Genomic DNA, 21,783 nt, shown 5'->3' with positions numbered 1-21,783 from the left:
TCACAGGCTAGTGCGGCCGCGCCGGTGATGGCATCGCGAGCCACGACACGCGGCTCCAGTTGCCGAGCGCCCGCACGCGCGGTCCCGGTCCGCGGAACGCGTCCACGCTGAGGCGCATCAGCGCACCCTTGCCGGGCTCATACGCGAGGAAGCCGTCCTTACGCGCCTCGACCAGCAGGATCACATGCCTGGGGACGACGGTGTCGAGCCCCAGGTCCGAGTCGCCCGCCGAGTACAGCGGGACAGGGAGACCGTCCGTGAGCGCGGCCGCGGCGTGGACCACCAGGCTGGACGACGCGTCGGCCGACCTGTCGTCGAGCACCGCGGAGCGATACCTCACCCCGTAGGGCCGCGCGAGCTGCGCGAGTCGCCACGGAGGCGTGCCCAGCGATCGTGGCCACGAGAGGAGCCCGAGCGCTCTGCTCGTGACCTCCTCGTGCTGCCCGCGCTGCAGCTGCGCCCATCTGCCTTCGATGTCCGCGGCGGGTCGACCGCCTTCGATGATGGCTGCCGCGACGGGCTCCGGCGTGTAGCCCGCGAAGAGGCGCCCGGCGACGATCCACACGGCCACGAACGGGTCGGTGACAGCGTGGAGCATCCCGAGCGTCGCCGCTCCGCACGTGGTCTCGTCGACCTGCCGCGCGGTGACGACGCCGAAGGCGACCGGCCCCTCGACTCGAGCCCCATCGGCGTCGGCCAGAGGATCACGCGCGGCCGCCTTCGCGTCGGCGGTGAGCCGCCGCCAGCCCGAGGCGAGGGCGGCGATCGCGTCGACCGGGGCGCCCGTGGCGCCGGCCCGCACGATCACGTCACCGTCGTCGCCCAGCTCGGCGCGGGCGGTCTCGAGCGCCCGGCGGTCGGCCCGCGAGGACGTGTCGAGGCGACGCTCCCACGCGCGCAGGGCCGCGAGCCGCTCGCGAGGACGCGAAGCGATCACCTGAGCCGCGTGGGCCCGTGCGTCGTCACCGAGCCAACGTCGGCCCCACCCGAGAGGCCGAAGCGTCCGGGCGACCACCGACGTCAGCGTCCAACCCATCAGTGGGTGGCGGTGCCGATCCGATCCATGACGATGGCACGCTCGGGGGCGGTGTCGCCGATCTCGATCGCGCCTGCGCCGCCGCACGCCTCCTCGAGGGCCTGCAGCCCTCGCGGCATGCGGTCCGCGGTCTCGGTGTGGAGGGTGGCGATGACGTCACCCTTCTTGACGGTCTCGCCGAGCGTCTTGTGGAGGTACATGCCGGCGCCTGCCTGCACGGGGTCCTCCTTGCGCGCGCGGCCTGCGCCGAGGCGCCACGCCGCGATACCGGTGCCCAGAGCATCCATGCGGGTGATGACGCCGTCGCGATCCGCCCGGACCTCCTCGACGTGCTCCGCCTGGGTCATGGGGGCGGTCGGGTCGCCGTCCTGCGCGCGGATCATCGCGTTCCACGCGTCCATCGCGCGGCCGTCCTTGAGCGCCTCCGCCGGGTCGACGTCGGTGACGCCAGCGCCGGCAAGCATCTCGCGGGCGAGCGCGACGGTCAGCTCGACCACGTCGGCGGGTCCGCCGCCGGCGAGCACCTCGAGCGACTCCTCGACCTCCAGCGCGTTGCCGATGCCGCGGCCGAGCGGGGTGCTCATGTCGGTCAGCAGAGCGGACGTGCGCACGCCCGCGTCGGTGCCGAGGTCCACCATGGTCCGCGCGAGCTCGCGCGCCGAGTCGATGTCCTTCATGAACGCGCCGCTGCCGACCTTCACGTCGAGCACCAGCACGCCGGTGCCCTCGGCGATCTTCTTGGACATGATCGACGACGCGATCAGCGGGATCGCCTCGACCGTGCCGGTGACGTCGCGCAGCGCGTACAGCTTCTTGTCCGCGGGCGCGAGGCCCGAACCGGCCGCGCAGACCACGGCGCCGACGCCCTCGAGCTGCGCCATCATCTCCTCGTTGGAGACCGACGCGCGCCAGCCGGGGATCGACTCGAGCTTGTCGAGCGTGCCGCCCGTGTGGCCGAGCCCGCGGCCCGACAGCTGCGGCACCGCGACGCCGCATGCGGCGACGAGGGGCGCGAGCGGCAGGGTGATCTTGTCGCCCACGCCACCGGTCGAGTGCTTGTCGGCGGTGGGCCGGCTGAGCGACGAGAAGTCGAGCCGCTCGCCCGTGTTGATCATCGCCTGCGTCCAGCGAGCGATCTCCTCGCGGGTCATGCCGCGCTGCAGGATCGCCATCGCGAGCGAGCTCATCTGCTCGTCAGCGACGACTCCCCTCGTGTAGGCATCGACGACCCAGTCGATCTGGTCGTCGGTCAGGACGCCACCATCGCGCTTGGCGATGATGACCTCGACGGCGTCGTGGCGCTCGGCCATGGGGATCAGCTCTCCTCGAGGTGCTGGGGCCCGAAGGCCCAGGGAAGGATGTCGTTCATGGTGAGGGTGCCGTCGGGCCCGTCGATCAGCAGCGCGTCGCCGCCGAACTCGTACAGGAGCTGACGGCACCGGCCGCACGGCTGCAGCGGCGAGCCCGCTGCGTCCACGCATGCGAACGCGACGAGCCGCTTGCCGAGCGCGTCGGTGTGCAGCTTGGACACGAGCGCGCACTCGGCGCACAGCGTGAGGCCGTAGCTCGCGTTCTCCACGTTGGCGCCCGTGACGATCGCACCGGTGTCGGTGAGCGCGGCGGCGCCCACCGGGTACTTCGAGTACGGGACATAGGCACGGGTCGACGCCTCGCGTGCGGCGGCACGCAGCGCCTCCCAGTCGATGTCTGTCATCCGACCTACTTCTTGTACGGGATGTTCTCGGCGGCCGGCGGGCGCACGTGGCCCACGAGACCGGCGACCGCGAAGATGGTCGCCAGGTACGGCAGCATCGCCAGGAACTGCGACGGGATCGACGTGCCGATGATGCCGAACTGCTCGCGGAGCGAGTCAGCGAAGCCGAACAGCATGGCCGCCGCCAGGGCGCCCTTGGGGCTCCACCGGCCGAGGATCATCGCGGCGAGGGCGATGTAGCCCTTGCCGCCCGTCATCTCCTTGTTGAACGCGAGTCCGGAGGCGACCGTGAAGAACGCGCCGCCGAGGCCGGCGATGGCGCCACCGAGGATGGTGTTGCGCACGCGGGTGCGGTTCACCTTGATGCCGACGGTGTCCGCGGCCTTGGGGTGCTCGCCGACGGCGCGCACGCGCAGGCCCCAGCGCGACTTGAAGAGCATCACGTTGAAGATGATCACGAGCGCGTACATCGCGTACACGAGCAGGTTCTGGTCGAAGAACACCGGACCGACGACCGGGATGTCGGACAGCAGCGGGATCGTGATGTCGGGCAGTCCGATCGCGCGGTTGAGGTCCGGGTTCTCCCTCATGACGGTGCCGAAGAAGAAGTTCGTGAGACCCACGGCGAGCACGTTGAGCACGACGCCGACGACGATCTGGTCCACCCAGTAGCGGACCGCGAACAGGGCGAGCATGGCGCCGAGCAGTGCTCCCGCGAGGGGCGCGGCAAGCAGGCCCGCGTAGGCGCCCACCGTGGAGGAGCCGGTGGCTCCCGCGACGGCGCCTGCGACGAGCGCGGCCATGAAGGCGCCGGACAGCAGCTGACCCTCGATCGCGATGTTGACCACGCCGGAGCGCTCACACACCATGCCCGCGAGGGCACCGAAGACGAGCGGCGTCGCGAGGACGACGGTGCCGATGAGCAGGCCCGTCACCTGGATGGACGTCGCGGTTTTGCCCGCACCGGCCCACACCAGGATCGACGCGATGATCGCGAGGCCGAACAGGATCGGCACCCACGAGCCGAGCTTGCGGCGCGTGGCCACGCCCCACGCGGAGACTCCGGCGAGGAGCAGCGCGGAGATGGTGAGGAACAGCGCGAACGCCTGCGCAGGCACGGCCCACGAAGGGATCTGGATCGCGTCGGACCCGCGGGAGACGACGAAGGTCGTGTGGGTGCCGCTGGGCGTGCCGAGCCCGAACAGGATGAAGGCGATGAGGCCGACGACCCCGAGCAGGATCGGGATCTTCCAGCTGGGCCCCGACGCGACGTCAGCGTCGGGCTGCTCGGTCTGCGGAGCTTCGAGCGTCGTGGTCATGCCGCCACCACCTTCTCGTTCGTCGGGGTGGGGAGTCGGAAGAGGAACCTCACCAGGGGCGGTGCCGCGATGAACAGCACGATCAGCGACTGGAGGATGAGGACGATGTCCACGGGCAGCTGGGCCGCCACCTGGAGGGTGGGGCCGGAGGCGCGGAACGCACCGAACAGGATTCCGGCGAGGACGGTCCCGAGCGGACGGGATCGGCCGAGCAACGCCACCGTGATGGCGTCGAATCCGAACGATCCAGCGATGCCTGCGGTGAGCGCCTTCTCAGTGCCGAGCACCTGTGCGGAGCCCGCGAGTCCGGCGAGTCCACCGGCGATCGTCATGACGGCGATGATGCCGAAGGAGACGTTCATGCCGGCGGTGCGCGCGGCGCGCGGGTTGGCGCCGACGGCGCGGAAGCGGAAGCCCCACGTGGAGCGCTCCATGAGCCACCAGACTCCGAAAGCCGCGGCGAGCGCGAGCAGGAAGCCCAGGTGCAGGCGGTAGCTCTCCCCCAGGATCAGCGGGTACTGCGCAGTGGTGTCGACGACTGGCGACTGCGGGTTGTCCGAGCCGGGACGCTGGAACGCGTCGGTGCTGAGCGCGTACGCGAGCAGGTTGGCCGCCACGTAGTTGAGCATGATCGTGACGATCACCTCATGCGCGCCGGTCTTGGCCTTGAGGATGCCGGGGATGAAGCCCCACAGCGCGCCTCCGAGCATCGAGGCGACGACGGCGACCAGCAGGTGCAGGCCGACGGGCAGGTGCCACGCGAAGCCGACCCAGCCTCCGAGCATGGCGCCCATGATGATCTGGCCCTGCGCACCGATGTTGAACAGGCCGGCGCGGAAGCCGATGCCGAGACCGAGACCCGCGAAGATCAGGGGCGTCGCCATGGTGAGCGTCTCGGTGAAGGGGCGGAACTGCTGCACGAAGGTGTCGCCGCTGTAGTTCCAGATCGACCCGCGGAACATGGCGGTGTAGGCGCTCGAGACCGCCTCCCACGCTGCGGCGAAGGTGTCCATCGGCCGCGCGAAGAAGTACCGGGCGGCCTCGGCCACGGCTGGGTCCGCGAAGATGATGAGCAGTCCACCGATGACCAGCGACGCGACCACGGCCAGCACCACGACGATCCACGAGCTCTCGGTGATCTCGCGGAGCAGACCGCGCCAGTCGCGGCCCTCCTGCGACGGGGCGTCGTCGCTCTTCTTCACTGCCTCGGCGCTCACGCCGCCTCCTCCTCGTGTGCTCCGGCCATCATGAGGCCGAGGGTGTCGCGGTCGGTGTCCGGCGGGACGATGCCGACGATCTCGCCGTGGTACATCACGGCGATGCGGTCGGCGAGCGCCAGGACCTCGTCGAGCTCGGAGCTGACGATGATGACCGCCGCGCCGCCATCGCGCTCGGCGATGATGCGCTTGTGGACGAACTCGATGGAGCCGACGTCCAGTCCTCGCGTGGGCTGCGAGGCGATCAGCAGCTTGAGCGGTCGTGAGAGCTCGCGGGCGAGCACGACCTTCTGCTGGTTTCCGCCCGAGAGCGAGCTTGCGGTCGCCTCGATCGAGGTGGTGCGCACGTCGAACTGCTCCACGTGCTTCTCCGCCTCCTCGGCGATGACCTTCGGCTGGAGCGCCATGCCCTTGGCGTACGGGGCCTTGTCGTGGAGGTCGAGGATGAGGTTGTTGGCGATCGTGAAGCTGGCGACCAGGCCGTCCTCGGTCCTGTCCTCGGGCACGAAGCCCATGCCGGAGTGCAGCACGTCCTTGATGGGCTTGTCGGTGATGATCTCGCCGTCGAGCATGGCGGTGCCGGCGGTGGTGGGGACCACGCCCAGCAGCGCCTCGGCGAGCTCGGTCTGACCGTTGCCCTGCACGCCTGCGATCGCGAGGATCTCGCCCGCGCGGACGTTGAAGCTGACGTGCTTGAGGCGGGCGATGCCCTCCTCGTCCACGACCGAGAGGTCGTCGACGGTGAGCATGACCTTGCCCGGCTTCGCCTCGTCCTTGTCGACCGTCATGGAGACGTCGCGGCCGACCATGAGCGAGGCGAGCTCTGCCTGCGAGGCGGTGGGCTCGGCGGTGCCGACCACCTTGCCGCGGCGGATCACCGTGATGGTGTCGGCCACGGCCTGGACCTCGCGCAGCTTGTGCGTGATGAGGACGACGGCGGTGCCGGCGTCGCGGAGGTCCTTGACGATCGACAGGAGCTCGTCGGTCTCCTGCGGGGTGAGCACAGCGGTGGGCTCATCCAGGATCAGGATCTTTGCGTCACGTGAGAGCGCCTTGATGATCTCGACGCGCTGCTGCGCGCCGACGGGAAGGTCCTCGATCACGGCGTCGGGGTCCACGTCGAACTTGAAGCGGTCGGAGATCTCCTTGACCTTCGCGCGGGCCGCCTCGAGGTCGAGCAGCTTCGCGGCGCCCTTGACCTGCTCGTGGCCCAGCATCACGTTCTCCGCGACGGTGAACGGCGGCACGAGCATGAAGTGCTGGTGCACCATGCCGATGCCTGCGGCCATCGCGTCGCCGGGGCCGTCGAAGTCGGCCGGCTTGCCGTCCAGAAGCACCTCGCCCTCGTCGGCGACGTACAGTCCGAACAGGACGTTCATCAGCGTCGACTTGCCGGCGCCGTTCTCGCCCAGAAGCGCATGCACCTTGCCCGGCTCGACCACCAGATCGATCGAGTCGTTGGCGGTGAAGGTGCCGAAGCGCTTCGTAATCCCCTTCAGTTCGAGTTTCACTCGTCACTGCCTTTCACAGTTCCTGCGCGCACCCCGCCATCGGAGTGGCATCCAGGGTCAGTCAAGCACGAGGGGCGCGCCGCGTCCACGCAGCGCGCCCCTCGCGTCGGACCTGGTCCGACCGTTGTTGCTTACGGCTCGATGGAGCCGTCGATGATGCCTGCCGAGATCGCCTCGAGCTCGGACACCGTGGTGTCGTCGAGAACGCCAGCGGCCCAGTCAGCAAGGCCGACACCGTTGTTCTCGAGGGTGCCGACGTAGGGCTCCGAGGAGAAGCCGGAGCCGGCAGCGGCGTCGTTCACGACGTCGTAGACCGCGGGGCCCATCTGCTTCATGATCGAGGTCAGGATGATGTCCGCGTAGTCAGTGGTGAGGGTCCAGTCGGAGTCCACACCGATGATCCACACGTCGCCAGCGGCCTCAGCGGCAGCGGCGGCACCCAGGCCGACGGGGCCGGCGACCGGGAGGATGATGTCCGCACCCTGGTCGATGAAGCCCTGAGCCGTCGACTGGCCCTTCGTGGTGTCGGAGAAGTCGCCGGTGAACGAGCCGGTCTCGCCGTCCCATCCGAGCACGGTGACGTCAGCGCCGTTGTCAGCGTTGTACTGCTCGACACCCGCGAGGAAGCCGTCCATGAAGATGGTGACGGTCGGGATCTGGAGGCCACCGAAGGTGCCCACCACGCCGGTCTGCGACGCGGCAGCGGCACCGTAGCCCGCGAGGAACGCGGCCTCGTCGGTGTCGAAGATCAGCGGCTTGACGTTGTCGATCGGCTCCTCGTACGCGAAGTCGATGATCGCGAAGTCCGAGTCGGGGTTGGCGGCGGCGGCCTCAGCGGTCGCGTCACCGAGCAGGAAGCCGACGGTGATGGTCAGGTCGCAGCCGTCGGCGACCATCGCGGAGATGTTCGGCGCGAAGTCGGCGTCCGAGGTGGACTCGGCGGTGCTGATCTCGATGCCGAGGTCGGCAGAGACGGTCTGCAGGCCCTCGTAGCCCGCCTGGTTGAACGACGCGTCGTCGAAGCCACCGGAGTCGGAGACCATGCAGGCCTTGTAGTCGGTGGTCTCAGCAGCGGTCTCGGTGGGCGAGGAGGAGGTCTCCTCCGGCGCCGACGAGCAGGCTGCGAGCACGATCGCGCCGGCGGCGGCGATCGCGCCGAAGCGCAGGGTGTTCTTCATGAGTGTTGGTTCCTCACTATGTCTGGCCAGGGTGACGCCAGGCTGAGCGTCGAAACTCACCCTACGCGCGAAATGTTTCAGATTCCGTCCTCGGCGACGTCCAAGTGCAACGAATCGGTCACGATCCGGCACGGAGGCGCAGGTCAGAGTCCAGAGATGCTGGTAGCAGCGTCCTTGACGGCCTGGGCCGCCTGCCGCGTGGTCACCAGGAGGGCCTCGTCGGTCTCGACGACCACCGCGTCGTCCACGCCGACGACCACGACGGGCCTGTCGCCCCCCACGACCGTCGCGCCGCTGGCCTTGACCATCGCTGCGGGCGCCGTGCGGCCGACGGAGATGACGCCCTGAGCGTCGGGCGTCAGCATCGACGCGAGCGAGTCGAAGTCGCCGATGTCGTGCCACCCGAGCGACGCCGGCACCACTGCCACTCCGCCCTCGGCCGCGACCGGCTCGGCGATCGCGTGGTCGATAGCGATCTTGGTGAGCGTAGGCCACACCTCGTCGAGCACTGCCGCACGCTCCGGCCCGTCCCACGCGGCAGCGATACGTCGCACGCCCTCCGCGAGCGTCGGCTGCAGCCGTGCGAGGTGGCCGAGCAGCACGTCGGTGCTGACGACGAACATGCCGGCGTTCCAGACGTACCCGCCGTCCGCGAGCATCTGCGCCGCGGTCTCCGGGTCCGGCTTCTCTGTGAACTCCCGGACGTCCATCGCCCCGGCGACACCCTCAAGGCCGCTGCCCTGACGGATGTACCCGAACGCGCTCGACGGCTCCGTCGGCTCGATGCCGATCGTGACGACCTTGCCCGTGCGCGCTGCCGCGACGGCGGTCGCGACGGCCTCGGCGAACGCCTGCGTCTCCGTGATGACATGGTCGGCGGCGAACGAACCCATGATCGACGGCCCACGGCGCTGCTCGATCACCGCGGCCGCGAGCGCGATCGCCGCCATCGAGTCGCGCGGGCTCGGCTCGGCGATCAGCAGCTCCTGCGGCACCTGCGGCACCTGCGCGGCGACGGCGTCGGCATGCCGCGCACCGGTGACGATGTAGACCTCGTCGGTCAGCGCCGACAGGCGGGTCACCGTGTCCTGGATCAAGGTGCTCCCGGTGCCGAGCAGATCCAGCAGGAACTTGGGGCGCGTCGGCTGGGACAACGGCCACAGCCTCGAGCCGACGCCCCCTGCAGGGACGACGGCGACCAGGTCGGAAATGGGCTCCAAAGCGGGTGTCGCATGAGTCACAGGTCCCACACTAGGATGAAAATCAGGTCATCCATCAACGACGAAGGGATGAGAGTGTCCCCTGCACCGACGCTGTACCGCGGCCATGAAGGCATGTGGATGTGGCTCGTCCATCGCTCCACGGGCGTGGCGATCTTCTTCTTCCTGCTGATCCACGTCACCGACACCGCGCTCGTGCGCGTCTCGCCTGAGGCGTACAACGAGGTCATCGGCACGTACAAGACGCCCATCTACGGCCTCGTCGAGGCCGGCCTGGTCGCCGCGATCATCCTTCACGCGTTCAACGGCCTGCGCATCATCGCGGTCGATAACTCCACCTGGGCGCTGCGCCACCAGAAGAAGCTCGCCTGGGCGGTGTGGATCATCTTCGTCGTGCTCATGGCGGGCTTCCTCCCCGTGCACCTCGGTCACGTCTTCGGAGGTGAATGATGACCGCACCTGACCTCACCACCCCGCGCGAGCGCATCCGCTCCGGCCGCATGCGCCGCCAGGCCGAGCGCTGGTCGTGGATGTTCATGCGCTTCTCCGGCGCCATCCTGATCCTGCTGATCTTCACCCACCTGTTCGTCAACCTCATCACGGGCGACGGCGTCAGCCAGATCGACTTCGCCTTCGTCGCCGGCAAGTGGGCCGACTGGTGGTGGCAGTGGGCCGACTTCCTCATGCTCGTCCTCGCCATGCTGCACGGGGGCAACGGCATGAGGCTGCTCATCAACGACTACGCTCACAGGAAGACGACCCGCACGGTGCTGATGGGCGTGCTCGGGGTGGCGGTGGCCGTGGTCATCGTCCTCGGCTCGCTGGTCATCTGGACCTTCGACCCGTGCCCTGTCGATGCCGACCCGTCCCTGCTGCCCAGCTTCTGCGCCACCGTGGCCGCCTGACTTCTGCGAGGAAACACAGATGACCCTTCACGAGTACGACGTCGTCATCGTCGGCGCCGGCGGCGCCGGCATGCGTGCCGCCCTCGAGAGCTCCAAGCGGGCGAGGACCGCCTGCCTCACCAAGCTCTACCCGACCCGTTCCCACACCGGCGCCGCCCAGGGCGGCATGGCCGCCGCGCTCAGCAACGTCGAGGACGACAACGCCGAGTGGCACACCTTCGACACGATCAAGGGCGGCGACTACCTGGTGGACCAGGACGCCGCCGAGATCCTGTGCAAGGAGGCCGTGCAGGCGGTGCTCGACCTGGAGAACATGGGCCTGCCCTTCAACCGCACCGAGGGCGGCACGATCGACCAGCGCCGCTTCGGCGGCCACACCCGCAACCACGGCGAGGCCGCGGTGCGCCGTGCCTGCTACTCGGCCGACCGCACGGGTCACATGATCCTGCAGACGCTCTACCAGCAGTGCATCAAGCAGGAGGTCGAGTTCTACAACGAGTACTACGTGCTCGACCTGATCCTGGACAAGGACCCGCAGGGCACGCCCGAGGGCGAGGAGGTGTCCGTCGCGGGCGTCATCGCCTACGAGCTCGCCACGGGTGAGATCCACACGTTCCGTGCCAAGTCGGTGATCTTCGCGACGGGCGGCGCGGGCAAGGTCTTCAAGACCACCTCCAACGCGCACACCCTCACGGGCGACGGCATGGCGATCGCGTTCAACGCGGGCCTGCCGCTCGAGGACATGGAGTTCTTCCAGTTCCACCCGACGGGCCTCGCCGGCCTGGGCATCCTGCTGTCCGAGGCCGCGCGCGGCGAGGGCGGCATCCTGCGCAACAGTGAGGGCGAGCGCTTCATGGAGCGCTACGCACCCACGATCAAGGACCTGGCGCCACGCGACATGGTCGCGCGCGCCATGGCCAACGAGGTGCGCGAGGGCCGCGGGTGCGGTCCGCACAAGGACTACGTCCTCCTGGACCTCACGCACCTGGAGCCCGCGCACATCGACGCGAAGCTGCCCGACATCACAGAGTTCGCCCGCACCTACCTGGGCGTGGAGCCGTACACCGAGCCCGTGCCCGTCTACCCGACGGCGCACTACGCGATGGGCGGCATCCCCACCAACGTGCACGGAGAGGTGCTGCGCAACAACACCGACAAGGTGAAGGGCCTGTACGCCGCCGGCGAGTGCGCGTGCGTGTCCGTCCACGGCGCCAACCGCCTGGGCACCAACTCCCTGCTCGACATCAACGTGTTCGGCCGCCGCGCCGGCATCGCCGCCGCGGAGCACGCGCTCGAGACCGCCGAGGCCGCACCGCTCGACGAGACGGCCGCGGAGACGCTGAACTCGACCGTCGAACGGCTGCGCAGCACCGTCGGCACCTCGGAGGCGGAGTCCGTCGCCGACATCCGCCGCGAGCTGCAGGCCACCATGGACCGCAACGTCCAGGTGTTCCGCGACGCGGACTCCCTCCAGCAGGCGCAGAAGGATGTCGCCGCGCTGCGGGAGCGCTTCACCAAGATCGCGATCCACGACCGCGGCAAGCGCTACAACACGGACCTGCTCGAGGCGATCGAGCTCGGCTTCCTGCTCGACCTCTCGGAGGTCGTCGTGCTCGGCGCCCTCAACCGCGAGGAGTCGCGCGGCGGTCACTACCGCGAGGACTTCCCGACGCGCGACGACGAGAAGTTCATGCAGCACACGATGGTCTACGGCGGCGACGATCTGCGCCTGGACTACAAGCCCGTCGTGGTGACCCGCTACCAGCCGATGGAACGCAAGTACTGAGAGGGAGGAACACATGACCGCCACCGCCGAAGCATCGACGCCCGCAGGCGAGGTCCCCTCCTTCGAGGTGACGCTCCGCATCCGCCGCATGAACCCCGAGGGCACCTCGGAGCACGGCGAGGGAGAGGAGTACTGGGAGGAGTTCAAGGTCCAGGCCCACGCCACCGACCGCGTGCTCGACGCGCTCCACATGGTCAAGTGGGATCAGGACGGCTCGCTCGCCTTCCGCCGGTCCTGCGCGCACGGCGTCTGCGGCTCGGACGCGATGCGCATCAACGCGCGCAACCGCCTCGCCTGCAAGACGCTGCTCAAGGACCTCAACCCGGCCAAGCCGATCATCATCGAGCCGATCAAGGGCCTGCCCGTGGAGAAGGACCTGATCGTGGACATGGAGCCGTTCTTCGCCTCCTACCGCGAGATCATGCCGTTCCTCATGACCGACGGGCCCGCGCCCGAGCGTGAGCGCCTCCAGTCGCCGGAGGAGCGCCAGCGCTTCGACGACACCACCAAGTGCATCATGTGCGCGGCGTGCACCACTTCGTGCCCGGTGTTCTGGACCGACGGACAGTACTTCGGTCCGCAGGCGATCGTGGGCGCGCACCGCTTCATCTTCGACTCGCGTGACGAGGGTCAGTGGGAGCGGCTGGAGATCCTCAACGACAAGGCGGGCGTGTGGAAGTGCCGCACCGCCTTCAACTGCACCGAGGCGTGCCCGCGCGGCATCGAGGTGACGAAGGCGATCTCCGAGGTCAAGAAGGTGCTCAACACCGGCGAGATCTGAGCTGAGACATGACGGAGGGGCCCCGGCGCAAGCCGGGGCCCCTCCGTCATGTCCGGCGTCGCACGCGGGCGGCGATCCACCCCGTCCCCGCCCCTTGCGGGTCACCCACCGTCGGTTCTGGGGCGGTCCGGCTGCGTTCGGGTCACTCAGCGTCGGTGAGCGACGGTGAGTGACCCGGAGGGCGCCGACACCGCGCGAAAGCGACGGTGAGTGACCCGCAACGGGTGGGGCGCAGGCGGATCAGACGTGCGATTCGCGCACGGGCGCCTGGCCCGGCTTGCGCCGCACGGTGGCGCGCGTCGTCGTCACCTTGGTGTGCCTGCCGCGACGCCCCGCGACCTGGTCCACGTGCGCGACGTCCTCGGGCACGGCGGCGTAGTGGATGCGCCCCACCTCGGGGGCCACATGATGCGCACCCAGCCACGCGGCGCACATGAGGATGATGCGGTTCACGTAGTCGACGAACACCATGAGCGTGATGATCGCCGCGAAGGGCGCGAGCACCCTGTTCTCGGTGGACCCGCTGACCACGAGGCTCACGCCGACGCGCAGCACCCCGATCGCGAACGAGGCGACCAGGAGGATGGCGAGCAGCCGGCGGCTCCACGCCGCTCCCCCGAGCACGATGAGCGCGAGCGCCACGTAGAGCATGTCCGCGACCATGCCCGCGCCGAAACCGATCAGACGGACGCCCCACCAGGGCACCGCCACGTCGATCGCCTCGGCCACCCATTCGGCAGCGGTGGTGGCGACCACCTGGATGGTGAGGCCCACGAGCGCGATGATCAGGAGCCCGAACAGCGCGCCCACGTCGCGCAGCTTGCCGACCACGGGCGAGGAGGACTCCTCGCCGAGCATCGTCCGGATGCTCGTGCGCAGCCCCGCGATGAACCGGGTGGCGGTGTTGATCAGGATCAGGAAGGACACGAGTCCGACGATCCCCGCGATCGAGGTCGAGCTCGCCGTGCCGAGGTCGTCAGGCTGGATGATGCCCGGGCTGTCGGGCCCGGTCTGCACAAGGCCCGGCACCGACTGCCCCAGGTACTCGACGAGCGAGGTGCGCAGGTCGTCGTTCCCGGCGAGGAAGAGGGTGGCGAGCGTCGTCGCGACGACGAGTCCCGCCGCGACCGAGGCCAATGAGAAGTAGGCGATGCCTGCGGACAGGACGTTGCCGTTCTGCAGGGAGAAGCGCTTGAGGCCCTTGGCCCAGGAGGTCCCCTCCCACCACGCCTTCAGACGCTTGCCGCGTTCGGCCGCCTCCTTCGCCTGTGCGACGACCTCGTCCTTGCGGATCGCCAGGGTCGAGGTGTCGGCCTCGGGCTCCTGCGCGGCGGCGGGAGGCGTCGGCTGGACGGCGGCTCGACCCGATGCGGGCTCGTCGGCCATGTCGACTCCCTCCCCCTCAGCAGTCGGTCGTGCGCGGGTGCGCGATCAGCGGTGCAGCGCGGGCAGCAGCCCCACCCGATCGTAGATCCGGTCGAGCGTGACCTGCGCGATGGCCGACGCCTTGGCGGCGCCGTCTGCCAGCACTGTGTCCAACCGCTCGGGGGACTCGATCCATTCCATGGCGGCGTCGTGGACGGGTGTGAGCGCCTCGACGACCACATCGGCGAGGTCCACCTTGAGGTGCCCGTACATCTTGCCCTCGTACTCCGCGACGATCTCGTCGATCGCCTTGCCCGTGAAGGCAGAGTAGATCCGCAGCAGGTTGGAGATGCCGGGCTTGGCGTCCTCGTCGTAGCTGATCACCGTGTCGGTGTCGGTGGTCGCGGACTTGATGTTCTTCGCGATCTTCTTCGGGTCCTCGAGGATCTCGATGAGGCCCTTGGGGCTCGAGGCCGACTTGGACATCTTCTTGGTGGGCTCCTGGAGGTCCTGGATCTTCGCGACCTCCTTCACGATGTGCGGCTCGGGGACCACGACGGTGCCCTCACCCAGTCGCGTGTTGAGGCGCTGCGCGAGATCGCGGGACAGCTCGAGGTGCTGACGCTGGTCCTCGCCCACCGGGACGACGTTGGTGTCGTACAGGAGGATGTCCGCCGCCATGAGGACGGGGTAGGTGAACAGGCCGACATTGGTGCCCGACTCCCCCACCTTGGCCGACTTGTCCTTGAACTGGGTCATGCGTCCGGCCTCGCCCATGCCGGTGAACGTCGAGAGGATCCACGCGAGCTCGGCGTGCTGCGGGACGTGCGACTGCACGAACAGCAGGGAGCGCTCGGGGTCCACGCCGGCGGCCAGGAACTGGGCGGCGGTGCGGCGGGTGCGGTCGCGCAGCACGGCGGGCTCCGGCGCGACGGTGAGCGCGTGAAGGTCCACCACCGAGTAGATGGCCTCGTGCGTCTCCTGAAGCTTGACCCACTGCACCAGGGCACCGAGGTAGTTGCCGAGCTGGAGGGAGTCGGAGGTCGGCTGCATGGCCGAGAACACGCGCTGCTTCATGCAGCCATTCTGTCAGGACCGACGCGCGGGTTCGAACCCCTCCACCGCGAGCGCCCTGACAGCCGACCGCTCACGCGTCAGGGACGTGGCCGACGCCCGCCTGGGCGTGCAGGAAGGCGGTCAGGTGGACTCTGGGTCGAACGGCGCCGCGCCGCTGCGCTTGGCGAGCGGGTGACGCTTCCTGGGCACCCGCGGGTTGACCTCGCGCGTGTCCGGCGGCGGGGTCTCCTCGGCAAGCGCCTCGCGGACGATGCGGCGAGGGTCGTACTGCCTCGGGTCGTACTGGCTCCAGTCGACATCGGTGCCGACCTCCTGCTTCAGGGACTGCTGTCCCTGTCGCAGGAGGTCGCGGCCGCGGCGCACCCATTCGCGAAGCTGCTTCGCGTACTCGGGCAGCCGCTGAGGTCCGATCACGATCATCGCGATGACGATGATGATGAGGAACTCGGAGCCGTTGATGTCGAACACGGTCCTATTGTGCCCGGTCGCGCAAGCCCTACTCGTCGCCGGGGGTGGGAAGCGGGTTCTCGTCACCCTCGGACTGGTCCGAGAACACGACGTCGCTGTTGGACGAGAGCGTCACGACGACGTCCTCGCTCGAGTCGCCGCTCTGGATCGTGAGCGTCACGTCGTCGCCGGGAGCCTTCGCGCGGATCGCCACGACGAGCTCGTCCGACTGCGTGACGGGGCGCCCGTCGATCGCGGTGATGACGTCGCCGGGCTGGATGCCCGCCTGGTCCGCGGGGCCTCCTGCGACGACTCCCTCGGCGCTGTCGACGACCTGCACGCCGCGGCCCGTGTAGCTGCTGTCGAGCATGACGCCGATCACCGGGTACGTGGCGACGCCCGTGGCGATGATCTCCTCCGCGGTGCGGCGCGCCTGGTTGGACGTGATCGCGAAGCCGAGGCCGATCGAGCCGGTCGAGTCGGTGGTGGTGGACAGCGTGGCGATGGCCGAGTTGATGCCGATGACCTCGCCGTCGGCGTTCAGCAGCGGGCCACCCGAGTTGCCGGGGTTGATCGCGGCATCGGTCTGGATCGCGTCCACGAACGCGGTCGACGACGAGTCGGCGGTCGTGACGGGACGGTGCAGCGCCGAGACGATGCCGGTCGTGACGGTCGACTCGAGGCCGAGCGGCGAGCCGATGGCGACGACGCCCTCCCCGACGACCACGTCGTCCGAGTCGGCGAGGACGAGCGGGGTGAGACCCGTCTCGTCGATGTGGACCACCGCAAGGTCGTACTCGGTGGAGGAGCCGACGACGGTGCCTTCGGTCTCCGAGCCATCCGACTTCACGACGGTCACGGTGCCTCCTGCATCGGCGACGACGTGCGCGTTCGTGAGGATGTAGCCGTCCTCACGGATGAAGAAGCCGGAGCCGGTGGAGACGACCTGCCCGTTGCGCACCACCTCGAGCACCACGACGGAGTCGGTGACCGCTGCAGCGATCGAGACCACATCGATGTCGCTCGACACGGTGTTGCTCGTCGACGTGGTGGACCCCTCCGCCGAGGAGGGGAGGGTTGAGGCGACGGACGAGTCGCCGTTCGTCGAGTTGTAGAGCGCGGCACCGCCGTAGCCGGCGGCGCCACCGAGGATCAGCGCACCGGCGGCGATGGCCGCGACGACGCGTCCACGCAGACGGCCGACGGGTGCGGGAGCCACGGTCGTGGTGCCGGTGGTGCCGTTCTCGGGAGCAGGCGCCGGGGCGGAGGCGGCATACGGCGCTGCCGCAACCTGCGGGCCGGGCGGCGCATACGGAGAGGGAGCGGCCTGGGGGGCGGACGCCGCGTACGGGGCGGCCGATGCCTCCGGCGCGTACGGCGCGAACGGGGTGTGGGGCGCGGCCTGCGCGGGCACCTCGGCAGTCGCGTCCTGCGCGGTCGGCACAGCGTCGGATGTCGGCACATTGCCGGCCGTCGGTGCAGCGGCCGCCTGCGACTCAGGACTCGCGGGGCGCTGGGCCCCGGCCGGGTCCGGGGACGCGAACGGTGAGGTCGGAGTCGGGGCAGCGTCCTGCGCGGGCGCAGGCGCGGGCGTCTCCGGCGTGGTCGCCTCGGGCGTGGAAGGGTTCGGCGTCGTGCCCTCCGAGGGCGCGCCGGACTCGGGCTTCTGGGGGTCGTTCATGGGGATTCAGTCCACTCTCAGTCGGAGCCGACGACCGCATCGGCGAGTTCACCAAGGCCTGCAGAGATCCGGTCGACGAGCCCTGGCTCACCGTCCACCGGGAACGCCGCCGCGACGTCGATGAGGGTGGACACCTCACACGCGCCGCAGGACGCCGTGAGCACGAAGCCGCCTGACTCCCACACGAGCGTGGTCGGCGATCCGTGGATCACGAAGAGGGTGACGTCATCGAGGGACACGGTCGGGAGCTCGGACCAGCCGGAGGCGAGACGCCCCTGCTGCTCCGTGACGAGCACCGAGTCCGTGCCTGCGACGAGCGTCAGGATCAGGCCTTCCGCACCGTCAGGGGTCGACACCTCGGAGACGTCGACGCGCGTCAGCGACGAGTCCTCCTGGAAGGGGTCGAGCCAGGAGGAGAGCAGTTCCTCCTCCTGATCCTCCTGCGATCCGGCGTAGCTCACCGTCGTCGCCGTCCCGCCGGTTCCGGGCGAGGCGGCCTCGATGGAGACGGCCTGAGGCGCCCCGGCCACGTACGCGGCGCCGACTCCGCCGACGAGCATGACCAGGGCTCCGAGCACGAGCAGCGCGGGCCTGCGGTCAGGCGGCCTCACTGCGCGAGCGTGATGGGGGTCCTCCTGCGCAGCGATCTCGGCCATGCGTTCACGGTCGAGCAGCTGCTGGGCGAAGGACATGTCGATGCCGGCAGGGGAGCTCGTGAGACGCTCACGCGCCTGCCTGAGCTCCTCGTACCGGTTGCTGCACTCCTCGCATTCCGCGAGGTGGCTCATCGCCTGGGCCGTGGCCTGGCGATCGAGGCGACCGTCGAGGAGATCGTGGACCGATCGCCCGAGGTGCCGTCCCGTCATCCGTCGCTCCGCACCGGTGCTCGATGCGCCAGCGACTCGCGCAGCTTGGCGCGGGCGCGCGACAGGCGCGAACGGACGGTTCCCATCTTGATGCCGAGCGTCGCGGCGATCTCCTCGTAGGAGAGGCCCTCGATGTCGGACAGCACCACGGCGGCGCGGTACTCCGGCTGGAGGTCCGCGAGCGCGGCGACGATGTCGTCTCCGAGGTTCGCCATCTCGAAGGCGTCCTCCGGCTGGCCGGAGCGCTCGTGACGGTCGAAGCTGTCGGAGGTGGGGACCGCCGAGTCGTCGTCCGCCATGAAGTCGAAGCGGATGCGCTTCTTGCGGCGCATGCGGTCCAGGAAGAGGTTGGTGGTGATGCGGTGCAGCCAGCCCTCGAAGGTGCCGGGCTTGTACTGCGACAGCGAGTTGAAGACGCGGACGAACACGTCCTGTGTCAGGTCCTCGGCATCGTGCTGGTTGCCCGTGAGGTGGTAGGCGAGCCGGTAGACCCTGCCCGAGTGCTCCTCGACGATGCGCTCCCACGTGAGGTCGGAGGGCAGCGTCTGCACCGCCTCGACCGAGGCAGGGGTGGTGGCCGTGGTCATCGCTCCGCCTCCTTCATGACTGATGAACGTCCTCTGCTACGTCCATGTTCCCATGTCGGTTCGGCACGCGGGGGCGCGAGAGGAGACTCTGCGCCAACTCTGAGGCACCTGGGCCGATACGATGCCCGGAGGAGGTGCGATGACGAGCGAGGCCGCGAACTGGGCGTATGCCGAGGACTACCTGGCGGAGGACAGGGTGGTGCTCGCTGCGCGCGACACCGCAGACGAGCTGGGATGCGTCCCTGTGCTGCCCGCCGCAGGCCGCGCTTTGCAGGTGCTCGCCCGCGCGCTGGGCGCCCGCAACGTCGTCGAGATCGGCACGGGAGCCGGCGTCTCGTCGGTGTACCTGCTGCGCGGCATGGACGCTCACGGCGTGCTGACGACGATCGACCGTGAGGCCGAGCATCACAAGGCCGCTCGGCGCACCCTGACCGCCGCGGGCTTCCCCCCGGAGCGGGCCCGCATGATCACCGGCCGCGCGCTCGAGGTTCTTCCCCGACTCACGGACGGCGGCTACGACATGGTGCTCATCGATGCGCGCAAGGTCGAGTACCCGATGTACCTGGAGCACGCGCTGAGGTTGCTGCGCGTGGGGGGCATGGTCGTGATCGACAACGCGCTCTGGCACGGCCGCGTGGCCGATCCCGCACAGCGCGACGAGGAGACGACCGCCGTGCGCATGACCCTCAAGGCGGTGCGCGAGAACGAGAGTCTGACGCCGGTGCTGCTGACCGCCGGAGACGGCCTGCTCGTCGCGCTCAAGGACGCCGACGGCGCCTAGAGTACTCGCGGCCCGCGAGAGCGGACCGCGTCAGGTGTGGCTCGCTACTGCAGAGCGGACTGGAGCGCGTCGCCGAGCTCCTTGACCTCATCAGCGTTGATCTCCACGACGAGGCGACCGCCACCCTCGAGGGGCATGCGCAGCACGTAGCTGCGGCCCTCCTTCACGACCTCCATAGGGCCGTCACCGGTACGAGGCTTCATTGCGGCCATCGTCTGCCACTCCTTGAGATCCTGCGGTCACACGGCGTGCGACGCTCAGAGCATTCTACGCGGACGCGATGACACGCCCCAAATCCCGCGCCGCCGCACGACGTCGGCAATCGTCAGTCGACGGCGACGGCCAGGTCGGTGGTGACGTGGTTCACGGCCTCGGCGGGGTCGTCGGTGACCATGACGAGGTCCAGGTCTGATGCGGCGATCTTGCCGTCCGCAGCCATGCTCTCCTCGAGCCAGGCGATGAGGCCTCCCCAGTAGGCGGTTCCGACGAGCGCGATGGGGAATCGCTGAATGGTCCGCGTCTGCACGAGCGTGAGCGCCTCGAACAGCTCGTCCATGGTCCCGAAGCCGCCGGGCAGGGCGATGAAGCCCTGGGCGTACTTCACGAACATCGTCTTGCGGGCGAAGAAGTACCTGAAGTTGATGCCCAGGTTCACGTACTCGTTGACGCCCTGCTCGTTCGGCAGCTCGATGCCGAGGCCCACCGAGACCCCACCCGCCTCGTGCGCCCCCTTGTTGGCGGCCTCCATGATGCCGGGGCCGCCGCCCGTGATGGTCGCGTAGCCGCGCTTGGCGAGCATCTCGCCGATCGCGACGCCCTGCGCATAGTCGTGCGCGTCCACGTGCGAGCGCGCGGATCCGAACACCGTGATGGCCGGCCCCAGCTCCGCGAGCGCGCCGAAGCCCTCCACGAACTCGGACTGGATCCTCAGCACGCGCCACGGGTCCTCGTGGAGCCAGTCGGGGGTGTCCTGCTCCCCGAGCAGGCGTCCCGAGGTGGACGAGTCGGGCACATTCGGTCCGCGCAGCAGCACGGGTCCCTTGCGGTATTCGGTCACGGTCCCTCCAGTGGTCCGCCGATGCGGCGGGATCGGGTGGTGCGTGGTCTCAGGATGTCAGCCAGGCCTCCAGCCCGGCGCGGGTGTCGCGGATCTGGCTGACGGGGCAGCGCTCCTCGTCGGCGTGCGCGAGCTCGGGGTCGCCGGGCCCGTAGTTGACGGCGGGGATGCCCAGCGCGCCGAAGCGCGCGACGTCCGTCCACCCGAGCTTGGCGCGCGGCGGCTCCACCCCGGTGGCCGCCACCGCGGCGGTGAACGACTGCGCGAGTGACGCGTCAAGTCCAGGCCTGCAGCCCTCCGCGCGGTCCGTCACGACGATGCGGTGCTCGCCCACGCCTCCGCGGGCCACGACGTCGGACACATGCGCGATCGCCTCGTCGGCCGTCTTGTCCGGAGCGAACCTGTAGTTCACCGTCACGGCGCACTCGTCGGGTACGACGTTGCCCGCGATCCCCCCGCGCACGCCGACGGCGTTGAGCCCCTCGCGATAGGAGAGTCCATCGACCTCGACGGTCGCCGCCTCGTAGTCCGCGAGCGCGGCCAGCACGGGAGCCGCGGCGTGAATCGCGTTGACGCCCTTCCAGGAGCGTGCGCTGTGCGCAGCCTTGCCGGGAAGCACCACGTCCACCCGGATGGTGCCGTTGCAGCCGCCCTCGATCACTCCACCTGTCGGCTCGCCGAGCACGGCGAAGTCGGCCTCGAGCAGGTCGGGGCGCTCGCGAGAGATGCGGCCGAGGCCGTTGCGCGTCTCCTCCACCTCCTCCTGGTCGTAGAAGACCCACGTGACGTCCCTCGTCGGCTCCGTGAGCGCCGCCGCGAGCGACAGCTGGACCGCCACACCGGCCTTCATGTCCACGGCCCCGCGCCCCCACAAGGTGGCGCCGTCGTCGTCCCAGCGACCCGGCACGTTCCCCTTGATGGGCACCGTGTCGAGGTGCCCGGCGACCACGACGCGCTCCGCACGCCCCAGCGTCGTCCGGGCGACGATGCTGTTGCCCAGGCGCGTGACCTCCAGGTGAGCGTGCTCCCGCAGGGCCGACTCCACCTGAGCGGCGATCTCCTGCTCCTCGCCCGAGACGGACGGGATGTCGATGAGGGCCTTGGCGAGCTCCTCCACGGGCGCGGTCAGGTCGAGCGTCATACGGCCACACTAGCCGCGGCCCCCGACGGCGACCGCCACCCGGCGTCGGTGCCCCGGCCCTCGCACCCCGGCCAGGCGTCAGCCCACCCCGCACGCTCAACTACCCTTGAGGCC

The 21,783-nt window shown here is 69.6% G+C and carries 22 protein-coding genes; 5 read left to right on the top strand and 17 right to left on the bottom strand.

Annotation, left to right across the window (positions count from 1 at the left end):
- Positions 1 to 7: 7 nt before the first annotated feature.
- From QQX04_RS07440 to QQX04_RS07405, 8 genes are all read right to left on the bottom strand, one after another.
- Complete coding sequence (locus tag QQX04_RS07440) at positions 8 to 1,036, bottom strand: hypothetical protein (RefSeq protein ID WP_301127772.1); 1,029 nt, start codon at positions 1,034 to 1,036, stop codon at positions 8 to 10.
- Positions 1,036 to 2,346, bottom strand: coding sequence for a thymidine phosphorylase (locus QQX04_RS07435; protein WP_301127770.1), 1,311 nt, complete (start codon positions 2,344 to 2,346; stop codon positions 1,036 to 1,038). The genes QQX04_RS07440 and QQX04_RS07435 overlap by 1 nt, the downstream gene beginning before the upstream one ends.
- A gap of 5 nt (positions 2,347 to 2,351) precedes the next feature.
- Entirely contained in the window at positions 2,352 to 2,750 is a 399-nt protein-coding gene (locus QQX04_RS07430) for a cytidine deaminase (RefSeq protein WP_301127767.1), read from the bottom strand.
- Positions 2,751 to 2,755: 5 nt separating this feature from the next.
- The gene (locus tag QQX04_RS07425; RefSeq protein WP_301127765.1) at positions 2,756 to 4,069 is read right to left on the bottom strand and encodes an ABC transporter permease; all 1,314 of its coding nucleotides are present in this window, start codon (positions 4,067 to 4,069) and stop codon (positions 2,756 to 2,758) included.
- Positions 4,066 to 5,286 (bottom strand): ABC transporter permease, encoded by a 1,221-nt coding sequence (locus tag QQX04_RS07420; RefSeq protein ID WP_436968468.1) that lies wholly within the window; start codon positions 5,284 to 5,286, stop codon positions 4,066 to 4,068. Before QQX04_RS07420 ends, QQX04_RS07425 begins: the two co-directional genes overlap by 4 nt.
- On the bottom strand, positions 5,283 to 6,797 hold the full coding sequence (locus tag QQX04_RS07415; RefSeq protein WP_301127763.1) for an ABC transporter ATP-binding protein: 1,515 nt from the start codon (positions 6,795 to 6,797) through the stop codon (positions 5,283 to 5,285). The genes QQX04_RS07420 and QQX04_RS07415 overlap by 4 nt, the downstream gene beginning before the upstream one ends.
- Before the next feature lie 131 nt (positions 6,798 to 6,928).
- Positions 6,929 to 7,975: a BMP family lipoprotein gene (locus QQX04_RS07410; protein WP_301127761.1), complete on the bottom strand. Its 1,047-nt coding sequence runs from the start codon at positions 7,973 to 7,975 to the stop codon at positions 6,929 to 6,931.
- A gap of 143 nt (positions 7,976 to 8,118) precedes the next feature.
- Positions 8,119 to 9,216, bottom strand: coding sequence for a mannose-1-phosphate guanylyltransferase (locus QQX04_RS07405; RefSeq protein ID WP_301127760.1), 1,098 nt, complete (start codon positions 9,214 to 9,216; stop codon positions 8,119 to 8,121).
- Between the two features lie 48 nt (positions 9,217 to 9,264).
- On the opposite strand from QQX04_RS07405, the gene sdhC reads away from it, so the two are divergent.
- The 4 genes from sdhC to QQX04_RS07385 are packed head-to-tail and all read left to right on the top strand — an operon-like array spanning position 9,265 to position 12,667.
- On the top strand, positions 9,265 to 9,645 hold the full coding sequence (sdhC, locus tag QQX04_RS07400; RefSeq protein ID WP_301127759.1) for a succinate dehydrogenase, cytochrome b556 subunit: 381 nt from the start codon (positions 9,265 to 9,267) through the stop codon (positions 9,643 to 9,645).
- Entirely contained in the window at positions 9,645 to 10,100 is a 456-nt protein-coding gene (locus QQX04_RS07395; protein ID WP_436968467.1) for a succinate dehydrogenase/fumarate reductase transmembrane subunit, read from the top strand. Before sdhC ends, QQX04_RS07395 begins: the two co-directional genes overlap by 1 nt.
- A 19-nt stretch (positions 10,101 to 10,119) precedes the next feature.
- Entirely contained in the window at positions 10,120 to 11,886 is a 1,767-nt protein-coding gene (gene sdhA / locus QQX04_RS07390; RefSeq protein WP_301127755.1) for a succinate dehydrogenase flavoprotein subunit, read from the top strand.
- Between the two features lie 13 nt (positions 11,887 to 11,899).
- Positions 11,900 to 12,667, top strand: a complete 768-nt coding sequence (locus tag QQX04_RS07385; RefSeq protein WP_301127753.1) for a succinate dehydrogenase iron-sulfur subunit — start codon at positions 11,900 to 11,902, stop codon at positions 12,665 to 12,667.
- Between the two features lie 240 nt (positions 12,668 to 12,907).
- On the opposite strand, the gene QQX04_RS07380 is transcribed toward QQX04_RS07385, so the two are convergent.
- The 6 genes from QQX04_RS07380 to sigE all read right to left on the bottom strand — a co-directional run bounded on the left by QQX04_RS07380 (position 12,908) and on the right by sigE (position 18,690).
- Entirely contained in the window at positions 12,908 to 14,053 is a 1,146-nt protein-coding gene (locus QQX04_RS07380; protein ID WP_301127751.1) for a YihY/virulence factor BrkB family protein, read from the bottom strand.
- Positions 14,054 to 14,098: 45 nt separating this feature from the next.
- Complete coding sequence (trpS, locus tag QQX04_RS07375) at positions 14,099 to 15,109, bottom strand: tryptophan--tRNA ligase (protein WP_301127749.1); 1,011 nt, start codon at positions 15,107 to 15,109, stop codon at positions 14,099 to 14,101.
- A 120-nt stretch (positions 15,110 to 15,229) separates the two neighbouring features.
- A complete protein-coding gene (locus QQX04_RS07370) occupies positions 15,230 to 15,577 on the bottom strand; it encodes a twin-arginine translocase TatA/TatE family subunit (RefSeq protein ID WP_301127747.1) in 348 nt (115 codons plus the stop codon).
- Positions 15,578 to 15,605: 28 nt separating this feature from the next.
- Positions 15,606 to 17,237, bottom strand: a complete 1,632-nt coding sequence (locus QQX04_RS07365) for a S1C family serine protease (protein ID WP_301127745.1) — start codon at positions 17,235 to 17,237, stop codon at positions 15,606 to 15,608.
- A 17-nt stretch (positions 17,238 to 17,254) separates the two neighbouring features.
- The gene (locus QQX04_RS07360; protein WP_301127743.1) at positions 17,255 to 18,103 is read right to left on the bottom strand and encodes an anti-sigma factor family protein; all 849 of its coding nucleotides are present in this window, start codon (positions 18,101 to 18,103) and stop codon (positions 17,255 to 17,257) included.
- Entirely contained in the window at positions 18,100 to 18,690 is a 591-nt protein-coding gene (sigE, locus tag QQX04_RS07355; protein ID WP_301127741.1) for an RNA polymerase sigma factor SigE, read from the bottom strand. The genes QQX04_RS07360 and sigE overlap by 4 nt, the downstream gene beginning before the upstream one ends.
- Positions 18,691 to 18,829: 139 nt before the next feature.
- Between sigE and QQX04_RS07350 the strand changes: the two genes are divergently transcribed.
- Positions 18,830 to 19,471, top strand: coding sequence for an O-methyltransferase (locus tag QQX04_RS07350; protein ID WP_301127739.1), 642 nt, complete (start codon positions 18,830 to 18,832; stop codon positions 19,469 to 19,471).
- Between the two features lie 44 nt (positions 19,472 to 19,515).
- On the opposite strand, the gene QQX04_RS07345 is transcribed toward QQX04_RS07350, so the two are convergent.
- From QQX04_RS07345 to dapE, 3 genes are all read right to left on the bottom strand, one after another.
- On the bottom strand, positions 19,516 to 19,683 hold the full coding sequence (locus QQX04_RS07345) for a DUF3117 domain-containing protein (protein ID WP_083979979.1): 168 nt from the start codon (positions 19,681 to 19,683) through the stop codon (positions 19,516 to 19,518).
- A gap of 113 nt (positions 19,684 to 19,796) precedes the next feature.
- Entirely contained in the window at positions 19,797 to 20,528 is a 732-nt protein-coding gene (locus tag QQX04_RS07340; protein ID WP_301127734.1) for an LOG family protein, read from the bottom strand.
- Between the two features lie 49 nt (positions 20,529 to 20,577).
- Positions 20,578 to 21,669, bottom strand: a complete 1,092-nt coding sequence (dapE, locus tag QQX04_RS07335) for a succinyl-diaminopimelate desuccinylase (protein WP_301127732.1) — start codon at positions 21,667 to 21,669, stop codon at positions 20,578 to 20,580.
- Positions 21,670 to 21,783 lie beyond the last annotated feature (114 nt).

The sequence above is a fragment of the Demequina zhanjiangensis genome (genome assembly GCF_030418315.1).
GTDB lineage: Bacteria > Actinomycetota > Actinomycetes > Actinomycetales > Demequinaceae > Demequina > Demequina zhanjiangensis.
Note: the sequence above shows the minus strand (reverse complement) of the source record. Positions and strands in the feature narration are given on the sequence as shown.